Origin of the sequence: Microcoleus sp. Pol12B4, assembly GCF_036701385.1 — a bacterium.
Lineage (GTDB): Bacteria > Cyanobacteriota > Cyanobacteriia > Cyanobacteriales > Microcoleaceae > Microcoleus.
This window is the reverse complement of record NZ_JAUBQR010000189.1, coordinates 1-13,188: the sequence shown is the minus strand read 5'-3', so window position 1 is coordinate 13,188 and position 13,188 is coordinate 1. Positions and strand designations below refer to the sequence as shown.

Sequence of the window (13,188 nt, the reverse complement as noted above, 5' to 3'; positions counted from 1 at the left end):
GATCTAGTTCTTCTGCTGGATGTTGCCCGTTTCAAATATCCACCTCACTGGGTTTCTCTGCCTTTGTTATGGCAAGCATTTGAACCTGTCGATCCCGTGACTAATCAATGTCGAGGTTATATTTTATTGCAGAAGAGTGAAAGGTTGCCAGAAACCTTTTTTCATGTTGCTTGTGATTTACATCAGTGGCGTAGTGTTGCTACTTACTTTGCAGAAATACTCCCAGACATTCAGAGAAAAGAGCAACCTGATTCAATTGCTTCAGTTGTCAGTACCATTCTGCACCATTGGCCTGTTGAATTTACAACCATGCTGCATACCTCCTCAGAGACGGCAGAGACTCTTGAGAAATTACGGGCAGCTATTGAGTTAAATTCACTGTTTGATATTGTTCACCAATGCTTGTCGAGCGATGACAGGGATGCAATGTCTGTTGTAGGGAAATGGCGATCGCAACAGCCATTCGTAGCAGAGATTATAACAGCAATATTACTGTCGTGTCCCGAAACGCTCTATGCAACTCTCAAACCAGAGTTACGACTGTGGTTTAGTGAGGTTCGCCACCTTAAAAAACTACTCCCTCCCTTGGATGTAGAGATATCTAGATTGAGAGAACAAATGTCAGCACTCCAGGAGTTTTACACTTTATATTCCAAGGGAGATCGGTGCAATATCCCTCAGAATTAGCTCCTACCGCCTTTTGAACTCCCCAAACCTCGACTAACGACAAAAGTGAAAATTAAATAGCAAGATTTAATAATGAGATAGTGGTGGTGGTTGTGGATAAAGATTCGTCGTCGCGAAATAATAGGGTTGTGACTGATGCGAGTGAGGAATGGACAACAAAAAAGTCGAAGTAGTGGTAAAAAATGTAGTAGGAACATCTGGCTGGCTGGCTGCTTTTGCCTAAGTCCTATTTGATTGGCTCTTGGTTGAGGTAATCAGCACACATCTGTTTGTCCTCTTCTGTCACTTTCGGGTTTGTTCTGAGATAATCGCTAATCCAATGGCAACCTAATGCCCTTAATTTATCGAAATCCCAAATCCACAGTTTGATGGTGTTGTCACTGCTTGCAGAAGCCAATGTCTTGCCATCTGGACTAAAGGCGACGCTCCACACCAAACCTTGATGCCCGGTGAGGGTAGCGAGGGGTTTTTGGCTTTGCAGGTGCCACAGTTTGATAGTGTTGTCACTGCTTGCAGAAGCCAATGTCTTGCCATCGGGACTAAAGGCGACGCTATAGACCGAATTGCTATGCCCGGTGAGGGTAGCGAGGGGTTTTTGGCTTTCCAGATTCCACAGTTTGATGGTGTTGTCACTGCTTGCAGAAGCCAATGTCTTGCCATCTGGACTAAAGGCGACGCTCAAGACCTCATTGCTATGCCCGGTGAGGGTAGCGAGGGGTTTTTGGCTTTCCAGATTCCACAGTTTGATCGTCTTGTCGTCACTTGTAGAAGCCAATGTCTTGCCATCTGGACTAAAGGCGACGCTATAGACCGGATTGCTATGCCCGGTGAGGGTAGCGATGGGTTTTTGGCTTTCCAGATTCCACAGTTTGATGGTTTTGTCAAAGCTTGCAGAAGCCAATGTCTTGCCATCTGGACTCAAAGCGACGCTATAGACCGAATTGCTATGCCCGGTGAGGGTAGCGAGGGGTTTTTGGGTTTGCAGGTGCCACAGTTTGATGGTTTTGTCACTGCTTGCAGAAGCCAATGTCTTGCCATCTCGACTTAAGGCGACGCTATAGACCGGATTGCTATGCCCGGTGAGGGTAGCGGTGGGTTTTTGGCTTTCCAGATGCCACAGTTTGATGGTGTTGTCACGGCTTGCAGAAGCCAATGTCTTGCCATCTCGACTTAAGGCGACGCTATTTACCTCATTGATATGCCCGGTGAGGGTAGCGATGGGTTTTTGGCTTTCCAGGTGCCACAGTTTGATGGTGTTGTCACTGCTTGCAGAAGCCAATGTCTTGCCATCTGGACTCAAGGCGATACTCCAGACAGAATTGCTATGCCCGGTGAGGGTAGCGATGGGTTTTTGGCTTTCTAGGTGCCACAGTTTGATGGTTTTGTCACTGCTTGCAGAAGCCAATGTCTTGCCATCTCGACTAAAGGCGACGCTATTAACAGAATTGCTATGCCCGGTGAGGGTAGCGAGGGGTTTTTGGCTTTCTAGGTGCCACAGTTTGATGGTGTTGTCACTGCTTGCAGAAGCCAATGTCTTGCCATCTGGACTCAAGGCAACGCTATTTACAGAATTGCTATGCCCTTCCAAATGATTGCGCTCTTTTACTGCGGACACTGCTTGTTGCAGCACAGCTATCACTCGTCCTCTAATATGTTTTGTCGTCTCGGATGAAGAATCTAGCTGTTTGAATGCTTGCCCTGCCTTTAATGCTTCCAACAGTGCTTGGAATGTCTGTCCTGAACGAAATGATTCATTAGAAAAAGCAGTTTCCTGGATGACATTTGCTAAATTCTGGGCTTGAGTGACTTTATACGTGGCTAATTGCTCTGCTTTAATTAGAGTCTGATTCGCTTGAGTCAAAATTTTATTCGCTTGTCTCTGTGCTTCTAACTCTCGTTCAACTTCCCGTTGTTGGACTTCCCGGCTGGCATTTAAAAACTGATAATCCAAATCGCTCAAACTTTTATCTGCTGCCCAAGTGTGAGCATCGTGCAAGGCTTGACCCCGCAAAAGTCGCGATTCATCTTGGCAATTAGACTCTATCCAAACTTTAAAACTTTCGCTGTAAGGGCGGAGCTCCGCTAATTGTTTTTCCACCCAATCCAGGTTAAAAACCGATTGATAAATGGGGTTATAAACTTTAAGTTTGCCAGACTGCTTAACCACCAACCCAGTTAATCGCAGTTCCATTTGTTCGGGAGTATCATCAGTCGCTATTTCATTGTGCTGCAAAATTTGCTGATAGAGTCCCAATAACCGACTGGCACGCTGTTCGCTGCGTAAAATGCGTCCTCTAATCGTTTTTAAATGTTCTGGTTCATCCTGTGCTTCCCAATTATCAATCACGTTTTCTTGGACTAAACTTTCTACCCAGTCAGCGGGATTTGGAATGGGTATATTATTGGCACTACCGAGCATTAGTTTACAAAGCTTTTGTGTTAAAAATGGCTGTCCGCCCGTCCAATATAATACTGCTTCTAACACAGCTTGAGAATTTTCCGCTTGAGTTTCTAACCCCACTGCTAAAGGTTGGGCTTCTGCTAATTGAAACCCCGTTAACTCTATTCCTCGACCAATATTAAACGGAGTGCGTCGCTTGTCTTGAATTAAATCTGAGGGAGTAGCTACCCCTAACATCGTAAATGTTAATCGACGATAGTCGGGTTTATCAGCTCGATTATTATAGCAATCACGAATCACAGCAAAAAAATCTTCTATTTTAAAATTTAAGCTGAGTAAACTGTCAGACTCATCGACAAAAATTACTATATTTTCTGAGATTATCTTGAGTAATACTTCTTCAAAAAATTTACTGAATCGTTTAACATTCGATAGTAAGCTGTTCTGCTCCCACCATTCATCTAAATCAAAAACGTCATACAAATCTAATCGGCTGACGATGCTATCAATCACGCCTGCATACCACTCTTCTGGCGTAATGTCTGAGGTGCCAATTTCTGTGATATCAATGCTACTACAGGCAATTCCCTCTGCTTGTAACCGCTGCATTGTCCGCACTCGCAGGGATGATTTTCCCATTTGTCGGGAATTAAGAACGTAGCAAAATTCTCCAGCTTTTAAAGCTTGATAAAGTTCTTCATCCGCCTTTCTAGTGACATAAGTTGGGGCGTTTGCAGGCAGGCTACCCCCAACTTGGTATTGATAATCCTTCATAGGTCATTGTTAATTTATAGGTGGAAAATCAGAGAATCAAGAAATCAATTTGTACAGCCGTACAGGTTCAGTAATTCCCTTTAACTGTTGCATACCTAAGTCAATTACATTTAAAGGTGAGTGGGTTTTAACGACTTGATAAACTGTTTCAGAAATACAGATTCCTCCTGGCTCTGCTTTGCCTTCTAAACGAGCCGCTAAATTTACACCAGCCCCCCTGATATCATTATTAAGAAAGAATATTTCCCCCAAGTGAATACCAATCCGGTGTTGCAGGACATGGCTCGCAGGTAAGGTTGTAGCAGCTTCGGCGAGACTTCGCTGTATTTCTAGCGCACAGGCTACTGCTTTTACGGCACTTTCTGGAAAGAAAATTAATAAACCATCGCCCATTTCTTTAAGAACTTTGCCTTGATGTTTAGCGCAGATGCCTCGGATGATGTTGAAATCTCGATTCACTAATTCTAGTGTCAGCTTTTGGTTGGCAACTGATAAAGCGGTGGAATTAACAACATCGGAGAAAATTATAGTTCCTAAATTACTCTCTAGCTCCAAACTTGATTGGTTATTCGTTTGTTGCCCAGCAGTCATATTCGGTTGGGGAGAGGCTAGGCGATGGCGAAAATATTGACGATACAAACCACACAATGGCATGACAGCATTTCCCTGAAATTTGATCAACCCCATGCTTCGCAATTTAAAAGCCTCTCCGGTATTAATTTCTACAGGTTGTTCGCTGTTAATGACTTGTCTAATTGTTGCTGCTAGTTCTGCATCTTGTTCCAAGTTAACTAAATGCCGTCGTAAATGATCGTAGTAAGGGCCTTCTTCAGTAGGAGCGACTTTTAGCAAGCTATCTAAGCTAATTCTGCCTCTGGCAATTTGGTAGAGAGCAACTCGCACTAAATAAGGATGACCGCCCACCATTTCCATCAGGTCACAAATCTCTTGATTTGACCAATTTAATTGGTGTCTGTTCACTAAATCTGTTACCTGTCTCTGATTGAGTTCAGGTAATTCTATGGGCAATCCCACGTTAAATGGCGACTGATTAATATTGAGAGGAATATAAACTTCTTGAGAGTGAGAAATGACCAACCTCAGCTTTTTCCAAATTTCCTCATTTTTGCCCCGTTCGTGCCAAGCTCGTAATAATCCAAAGAAGTCGGTGGCTATTTCGGAATGCTCAAAAATGCGATCGACTTCATCTAACCCTAAAACAACAGGCTGATCGCTGTTAGATAGTAGATAGCGTTGGAAATACTTCGTGCTTTTATTTTTACTGCCGAGAACGCCTTTCCAATATTCTCCTAACCTATCTTCTAAATTTAATTCATTGGTAATCTCACCACAAAACCACTGCAACAACTCATCAAGATTGGTTAGAAAACTGCCATCAGCCCATTGAAAGTTTAAATAAGCCGTTTGATAACCCTGTTCCTTGGCGTTGTATAAAATTCGCTGCAATAAGGAAGTTTTTCCCATTTGCCGGGGGGCTTTGATTCGGATTAAAGCTCCGGGCTTAACAATAGTTTGGTAGCAGTCAGATTCAATGGGAGGCCGAGCAATATATAGGGGTGAATCTAAACTAACAGAACCTTCTGGGTTGTCTAAATTGGAACTCGAAACGGGAGATACGGCGCTAGAGCGCGGATTTTCCACCACAGGCGACGACTCCTCAACGATATCGTTACCAGAAGCATCGCCCGATCGCCCTGCTGCACCCAACTCAGAAAAATCCGACTTTTTCTTTAATACCGGAGTCAGCTCTTCTGAAATACCAGCCATGCTGATGCTAACGCAACCCAATTTATAGGCAAATTCGATCGACTCCCCCGCCGCCAACGTATCGTAAAAACCTACAGCAAATTCTCGTGCGGCGCTATCTCCCACCGCTTGCTTCATGCCGATCACATAAGGAATGTGACGTGCGATCGCAGCCGCTTGCACTTCTGAATAGCAAGCGTTGAGTATTACGCACTCCACGTACTCATTAAACGCCTCAAATAAAGCTGCCAAAGCTTTGGTATTGACCAGCTTAATTTGTCCCGCCTCATCTTCCAAGGCTAAACCGCCTTCTCCTGCACCATGCCCAGAGAAATGCACAATCTCTGGTTTATAATCTAATATGGCTCGCTGCATTTCTCTGGGTGTCACCGCCCACTGTTGCTCAAGTTGGAACTTGTCGACTTTTTTAGAGCGTTGTAACCCCTCTGCAACTTCCTTCGCCTCTTTCTGTAAGTCCACAGGGGTGGTATTTTTGGGGTTGGCTGCCAAAAACAGGATAATTTTTTTATTTCTAGGCGAAATACTCATTAATGGAACCTTTAGGAGAGGAGATACAGGAGCTTAACGACACTACCTCAGTCAGGGCGAGATATTTCTTGCCTTTATACGGTATTTAACCACAAACATCTTTATTTTTGTTGAGCGGTAAACTGGCAGAAACGATCGCCCTGATTCAAGCATAACCAATGGAAAAGGCGATCGCTACTCTCAACTAATCATTTAAGCTACCTATTCAAGAAGTGCGATCGGCTTCCCGTTTTGCAGTCGTATTTTTATAAATATCGAGATTTTTTGCCCCTGTAAAACCAATTTTTACTGCGATATCTTTAAAAATATTTTTGATAATTAATCCAGCAACAATCTTCCTTCTTCCTTCTTGCTTCTTCCTTCTGCTCTTCCTCTAGGTCAAGAGCGTCAAGATCTGTTAATTAAAAAATTTAGTGATTTTGAAGACAATTCCCGGCTAAATAGTCGATCGAACGCCTCACTCTTTGATAACACTTTCGATGGAGATCTAAAATTCACCTAAAGTTTATCCCCCTTTCGCAAAACCCTTCCTAAGATAGAAGTTAGGGGACGATCGGTCTCATAGCCAATTCAGCGGCAAGTGTCAAGGACTCCATCAAACCCAAATCCAGAGCAGCAAGACAGGGAGGACATCAAAATCATGGTAAACGCGCCGACAGGGGAAACCCGCCTGGGCCCGACAGATCAGGTGCAAGCCTTAGACCGCGATTGCACAACCCTATCTCGTCACGTACTCCAGCAACTTCACAGCTTTTCAGCAGATGCTCAGGATCTCAGTGCCCTGATGAATCGCATCGGACTAGCTGCCAAGCTGATCGCGAGGCGGCTCAGCAGAGCCGGATTAATGGCAGATGCCTTGGGGTTTACAGGGGCTACGAACGTGCAGGGAGAATCCGTCAAAAAGATGGATATCTATGCCAATGAAGTCTTTATCTCGGTATTCCAGCAAAGCGGACTTGTCTGCCGCTTGGCTTCGGAGGAAATGGAAAAACCCTACTACATTCCCGAAAATTGTCCGATCGGGCGTTACAGTCTGCTCTACGATCCTATAGACGGTTCTTCCAATCTTGACATCAATCTCAATGTAGGCTCCATATTCAGCATCCGCAAGCAAGAGGGGGACGATGCAGATGGTTCTGCTTCCGACTTGCTGCAACATGGACACAAACAAATTGCCGCTGGTTATGTGCTCTACGGCCCCAGTACCATGCTGGTTTATTCGATCGGTCAGGGTGTTCATTCCTTTACCCTCGACCCCAGTTTGGGCGAGTTTATTCTAGCTAACGAAAACATTAAGGTTCCCGATCGCGGCCCGATTTACAGCGTTAATGAAGGCAACTTCTGGCAGTGGGAGGAATCTTTGAGAGACTACATTCGCTACGTACACCGCAGCGAAGGCTACACCGCCCGGTATGGTGGGGCTTTGGTGGGAGATTTCCACCGGATTTTGTTCCAGGGAGGCGTGTTTTTGTACCCCGGAACGGTGAAAAAACCTGAAGGCAAATTGCGTTTGCTCTACGAATCGGCTCCCTTGGCGTTTTTGATGGAGCAAGCCGGCGGGCGGGCAAGTACGGGAGTTCAAGACATTTTAGACGTTGTGCCGACCAAACTGCACGAGCGATCGCCCTTGATTATCGGCAGTAAAGAGAATGTAGCGATGGTCGAGTCTTTTATTCAAGATCGATCGCGCAATCCTAGAACTGCCCAAGAGTGAAGGAAGTTCGGCAACGAGCAATGTACAAGATGTAACGGATGTAACGGATGTCAGGAAGAGGAAAGTTCGGCAACGAGCAATGTACGGGATGTAACGGATGTAACGGATGTCAGGAAGAAGGAAGAGGGTTTTAACTTATAACTTTCGACTCCCAATTACCAATTCCCCATTGCCAATTTTCAATTTTCAATTCCCAATTTCCAATTTCCAATTAACAGCTATCAAATTGTAGGAGTTACAGTAATGACAGCAACACCAACGAATCACCTGTTAGAAATCAAAGAAATTGGCCAAAGTATCTGGATGGACAATTTGACTCGCGATCTGATCGAGTCCGGCGAACTCAAAAAGATGATTGAAAGTAGGGGACTGCGCGGGATTACATCTAATCCGGCTATTTTTGAGAAAGCGATCGCAGGTAATGTGATTTACGACGCTGATATCGAAGCGGGCATCCGGGCGGGCAAATCTGTTATGGAGATTTACGAATCTCTGGTATTTGAAGATATCCGCAACGCTTGCGACATCTTCGCCCCAGTTTACGCAGAGTCGAAGGGTTTGGACGGTTACATTAGCATTGAAGTCCCACCGACGATCGCCAACGATACAGAAAGCACGATTAGCGAAGCCTTGCGCTATTATCATGCGATCGGCAAAGAAAACGTGATGATTAAGATTCCGGGAACCGCTCAAGGTTTGCCCGCAGTTGAGCGAGTCATCAGCGAAGGGATTAACGTTAACGTGACTTTGCTATTCTCCGTTGACAGCTACGTCGAAACCTTCTGGGCTTACATTCGCGGTTTAGAAGCGCGGGCGGCTAAAGGTTTGGATATTAGCAATATTGCTTCTGTTGCCAGTTTCTTCTTGAGCCGGATCGACATCAATGTCGATGGCAAGATTGACGAGAAACTCAAAAATGTCACAGATATTTCCACAAAAGCTAAACTGGAAGCAGTGAAGGGAAAAATTGCGATCGCCAATGCGAAGGTAGCTTACCAGAAGTATAAAGAGATCGTAGCGAGCGATCGCTGGCAAGCTTTAGCAGCCAAAGGAGCCAAAGTACAGCGCTTACTGTGGGCTTCCACCAGCACCAAAAACCCCAACTACAGCGATGTCATGTACGTCGATGAACTAATCGGCCCCGACACCGTTAACACTTTGCCACCGAACACCGTTGAAGCTTGTTTCGACCACTGCGATGTCGCACCCCGGATTGAGAACAACGTTGAAGAAGCTTACACGCTGATCGAAAGTCTCAAAGATCCCGACATCAACATCAACTTGGACCAAGTGATGGCAGACTTGCTCCTCGACGGGATTGATAAATTCGTCACCCCGTTCCAATGCCTGATGGATTCCTTGCAAGAGAAAGTCCAGAAGTTGTCACCCGTCGCTTAGGCAGATATCTGTATCCGGAAAGGCAGAAGCATTTAGGAATCGGAATAGATAATTATTTGGGTTCTTAAATGCCGAGTTTTAAATCCTCTCTAGGGATTTTGAGATTAATGGCTCTCTGAGTTCCTAGAGAGCCAAATCCTTTGCCTCCTCTAGCAGTATTAAGAATCGATTAATTCTCTCACCCAGCAACTAGCAGAAATGACCGCAAACTATCATGGTGTCTTGGCAGGGTTAACACCACTAGAACAAGGAAAATAAATAATGGTAACGCTACTTGAAAATCCACTGCGGGTCGGTTTGCGAAAAGAACGGGTGCCGGAACCACAAATTCTGGTAATCTTTGGAGCTTCTGGGGATCTCACCCAGCGCAAACTGGTACCTGCAATTTATCAGATGAAGCGCGATCGGCGCTTGCCACCGGAAACTACCGTGGTGGGAGTAGCCCGCCGCCCTTGGAGTCACGATTACTTCCGAGAGCAAATGCGCGAAGGCATTGAAGAATTTGGCGGCGGCATTGGCAGTGAAGAATTGTGGCAAGATTTCGCTCAAGGTTTGTACTACTGTCCCGGCGACATTGACAACCCGGAAAGCTATCAAAAGCTCAAAGCTTTCTTAGCGGAACTCGACGAAGAAAGGAGAACTCGCGGCAATCACATATTTTATCTATCAGTTTCCCCGAACTTTTTCCCAGAAGCAATTAGGCAACTGGGCGCGGCTCAAATGCTGGTCGATCCAGCAAAACACCGCTTGGTAATTGAAAAACCCTTCGGCCGCGACTTGAGTTCGGCAAAAGCTCTCAACCGAGTCGTGCAGCAGGTTTGCCAAGAACAGCAAGTTTACCGGATCGACCACTATTTGGGCAAAGAAACTGTTCAGAATTTAATGGTGTTCCGGTTTGCTAACGCGATTTTTGAACCGCTGTGGAATCGGCAATTTGTCGATCACGTACAAATTACAGTTGCAGAAACAGTAGGCGTAGAAGACCGGGCCGGTTACTACGAATCCTCTGGGGCGTTGCGGGATATGCTGCAAAACCACTTGATGCAGATTTTCTGTCTGACGGCGATGGAACCGCCGAACTCGCTCGACGCTGACAGCATCCGCACCGAAAAGATGAAAGTTCTGCAAGCAACTCGCTTGGCAGATTTGAATAACTTGGACTTCTCAGCGATTCGGGGTCAATATTCCGCAGGTTGGATGAAGGGCAAACCGGTGCCAGGATATCACGAAGAACCGGGGGTTGCTCCCAACTCGACAACGCCGACTTTTGTGGCGATGAAGTTTATGATTGACAACTGGCGCTGGCAGGGAGTGCCTTTTTACCTGCGAACCGGCAAACGGTTGCCGAAAAAAGTTAGCGAAATTGCGATTCAATTCCGCGAAGTTCCGCTGCTAATCTTTCAGTCCGCGGCCCAACAAACTACTCCTAACGTTTTGACTATGCGCGTGCATCCGAACGAGGGGATTTCGCTGAGGTTTGAGGCGAAAATGCCGGGGCCGGATTTGCGGACGCGGACGGTGGATATGGATTTCAGTTACGGTTCTTCCTTTGGGGTGACATCTTCGGATGCTTACGATCGCCTGTTAATTGATTGTATGCTGGGCGACCAAACTTTGTTTACCCGTTCTGATGAAGTGGAAGAAGCTTGGCGGGTTGTAACGCCGGCGCTGATGGATTGGGAATCGTCCAGCGACCCAGATTTGGTTCCTAAATACGAAGCGGGTACTTGGGAACCGGCGGAAGCAGAACTGCTAATTAACAGAGACGGCCGCAAGTGGCGCAGACTTTAAAAGTCATTAGTCAGCAGTCTTTAGTTTATTGGTCAGGATTAGCCATTATTGATTAGCTAAAAACCAATGACTAAGAACCAATGACTAAGAACCAATGACTAATGACTAATAACAAATAACAAAGGAGAAAAGATTTATGACGATGACACCGATGAAAGCTCCGCCTCTGGTTTCGCTGCAAAATCCTAAAGATGTGTCGCTCGACCAAATAGAGGCCGAATTGAGTCAAATTTGGGAAAGTTACAGAGAATCTGGTTCAAAGGGCGATTCTCCGATCGCTAGTAGGGCAACAACTTTTACTTTTGTAGTCTACGAACCCGAAGAAACTCAGCGGTTATTAGCGGATCTGGGGTTTTACGACGGGCCGGTGGACGGTATTACCGGGCCGATGACGGCATCTAGCATCAGGGTGGCTCAAAAAGCTTACGGGCTGCCGAGAACTGGCAAACCTAACGCTGAATTGCTGGCGACTTTGCGGGAAGAAGTGGCTCGCAAAAATTCAAATGGCGAGGAGATGGGATCGAGTGGTTTGGGTTCGGGGGGTTCGGGCGTGGCTGACGCGATTGTGGCTGCCAATCCCTGCCGGATTATTGCTCTGTGCCCGACGGCGGGGGAAGATACAGGCGTGCAGGCTCAAGTGGCTGCTTATTGTCCGGTTCACAAGCGCACCACTGGCAATCTGATCTGCTGCGAGTATATTACGCTCCGGGGTACGGAAGCTGCTTTGGAACGGGTGAGCGGCATCGTGACGGCGTTGACGATCCCGGATTTGCCGACGCTGCTGTGGTGGAAAGCGAATCCTGATGCCGATCGGGGTTTGTTCCAGCGGCTGGCGGCAATTAGCAGTTCTGTGATTGTTGACTCTAGCAGCTTTGCCGAGTCTGAAGCTGAATTGCTGTTGATGCACAGTCTGATCGAGGAGGGAATTCCGATCGCGGATCTCAATTGGCGCCGCCTGGCCGCATGGCAGGAGTTGGCTGCTGAGGCTTTTGACGCCCCGGAACGTCGCGCTGCGATTCGGGAAATCGATCGGGTGACGATCGATTACGAACAGGACAATTCTACGCAAGCGCTGATGTATTTGGGTTGGCTGGCGAGCCGGCTTCAGTGGCGTCCTGTTGCTTTCAAACAGGAAGAGGGCGATTACCAAATCAAGCGAATTAAATTCGCGGGGCCGGACGAACGGGTTGTAGAAGCGGAGTTGGCTGCTATTCCTACTGCTGATACGGGCGATGTCCCGGGCGATTTGATTGCTCTGCGTTTGAGTTCTACGAACGAGAAGGCTGACTGCGGTACGGTTCTGTGTTCGGAAGTGGGCGGCTGTATGCGGATGGAAACGAAGGGTGGCGCTCAAACCGATCGGTTTAACCAGGTGAGTCCTCTGTTCGATCAGGTGACGGAACACTTGCTGGGCCAGCACTTGCAGAGTTGGGGCCGAGATGTGCTTTACGAAGAAAGTTTGGCAGTGACGGCTCAAATGCTGAAGTTGGCTAAGCGGTAAAGAGAAGTTCGGCAACGGATTGTGTAACGGATGTAACGGATGTAACGGATATCAGTCCGATGTCCGTCGGAAGAAGGAAGAAGGATTGAGTTAATATTTAGTGGGGCAGGCAATGTCTGCCCTACTTTTTTAGAAGTTGTGAGTTAGAAGTTATGAGTTTTGAATTAATAATGTTCTTTGACTCAAAACTATAAAATACTGCTAAAAAGCAACGAAATTACCTATATTCTTCTCCTTCTTCCTTCGCGGCTTTCGCGTCTTCGCGGTTCGTTAAAGAAGTATTATTTTAAAAGTTCAAGACCAATACTCGTAATTTTATCACCTGGCTGCTTTCTGTATTTTTTGTAACTAATCGAGAACTATGGCTTTAGTAATTGCTGGCGAACGCAGCGGGGCGGGAAAGACGACTGTAACGATCGCCCTTTTAGCTTTTTTAATCCGTCGCGGCTTGAATGTTCAATCTTTTAAGGTGGGACCCGATTACATTGACCCGATGTTTCATGCTTTTGTTACTGGTCGTCCCTGTCGGAATTTAGACCCGGTATTAACGTCTGAATCTTATGTAAAAAAGTGTTTTTCTCGTCATATTCAAGATGTCGATTATGC

8 protein-coding genes are annotated in these 13,188 nt (G+C 46.2%); 6 read left to right on the top strand and 2 right to left on the bottom strand.

Translation table 11 applies throughout. From position 1 onward, the window contains the following. On the top strand, positions 1-687 hold a 687-nt coding region (locus tag QUA38_RS22130), incomplete at its 5' end, for a phytochelatin synthase family protein (protein ID WP_333165600.1). A 226-nt stretch (positions 688-913) separates the two neighbouring features. On the opposite strand, the gene QUA38_RS22125 is transcribed toward QUA38_RS22130, so the two are convergent. Then, positions 914-3,862, bottom strand: coding sequence for a WD40 domain-containing protein (locus QUA38_RS22125; protein ID WP_333165597.1), 2,949 nt, complete (start codon positions 3,860-3,862; stop codon positions 914-916). 36 nt (positions 3,863-3,898) lie between these two features. Next, a complete protein-coding gene (locus QUA38_RS22120; RefSeq protein WP_333165595.1) occupies positions 3,899-6,178 on the bottom strand; it encodes an AAA-like domain-containing protein in 2,280 nt (759 codons plus the stop codon). 640 nt (positions 6,179-6,818) lie between these two features. Between QUA38_RS22120 and fbp the strand changes: the two genes are divergently transcribed. The 5 genes from fbp to QUA38_RS22095 all read left to right on the top strand — a co-directional run. Then, entirely contained in the window at positions 6,819-7,892 is a 1,074-nt protein-coding gene (gene fbp / locus QUA38_RS22115) for a class 1 fructose-bisphosphatase (RefSeq protein ID WP_333165603.1), read from the top strand. 243 nt (positions 7,893-8,135) lie between these two features. Continuing rightward, positions 8,136-9,290 (top strand): transaldolase, encoded by a 1,155-nt coding sequence (gene tal / locus QUA38_RS22110; protein WP_333165593.1) that lies wholly within the window; start codon positions 8,136-8,138, stop codon positions 9,288-9,290. 261 nt (positions 9,291-9,551) lie between these two features. Then, on the top strand, positions 9,552-11,081 hold the full coding sequence (gene zwf / locus QUA38_RS22105) for a glucose-6-phosphate dehydrogenase (protein WP_333165590.1): 1,530 nt from the start codon (positions 9,552-9,554) through the stop codon (positions 11,079-11,081). A gap of 136 nt (positions 11,082-11,217) precedes the next feature. Continuing rightward, positions 11,218-12,582, top strand: a complete 1,365-nt coding sequence (gene opcA, locus QUA38_RS22100; protein WP_333165587.1) for a glucose-6-phosphate dehydrogenase assembly protein OpcA — start codon at positions 11,218-11,220, stop codon at positions 12,580-12,582. Positions 12,583-12,943: 361 nt separating this feature from the next. After that, a partial coding sequence (locus QUA38_RS22095) for a nucleotide-binding protein (protein ID WP_445305089.1) occupies positions 12,944-13,188 on the top strand: 245 nt, incomplete at its 3' end.

What these genes read in the sequence shown, in the direction of transcription:
- fbp (WP_333165603.1), top strand. Translation starts at nt 6,819, where the DNA reads ATGGTAAACGCGCCGACAGGGGAAACCCGCCTGGGCCCGACAGATCAG.
- tal (WP_333165593.1), top strand. Translation starts at nt 8,136, where the DNA reads ATGACAGCAACACCAACGAATCACCTGTTAGAAATCAAAGAAATTGGC.
- QUA38_RS22120 (WP_333165595.1), bottom strand. Translation starts at nt 6,178, where the DNA reads ATGAGTATTTCGCCTAGAAATAAAAAAATTATCCTGTTTTTGGCAGCC.
- QUA38_RS22125 (WP_333165597.1), bottom strand. Translation starts at nt 3,862, where the DNA reads ATGAAGGATTATCAATACCAAGTTGGGGGTAGCCTGCCTGCAAACGCC.
- zwf (WP_333165590.1), top strand. Translation starts at nt 9,552, where the DNA reads ATGGTAACGCTACTTGAAAATCCACTGCGGGTCGGTTTGCGAAAAGAA.
- opcA (WP_333165587.1), top strand. Translation starts at nt 11,218, where the DNA reads ATGACGATGACACCGATGAAAGCTCCGCCTCTGGTTTCGCTGCAAAAT.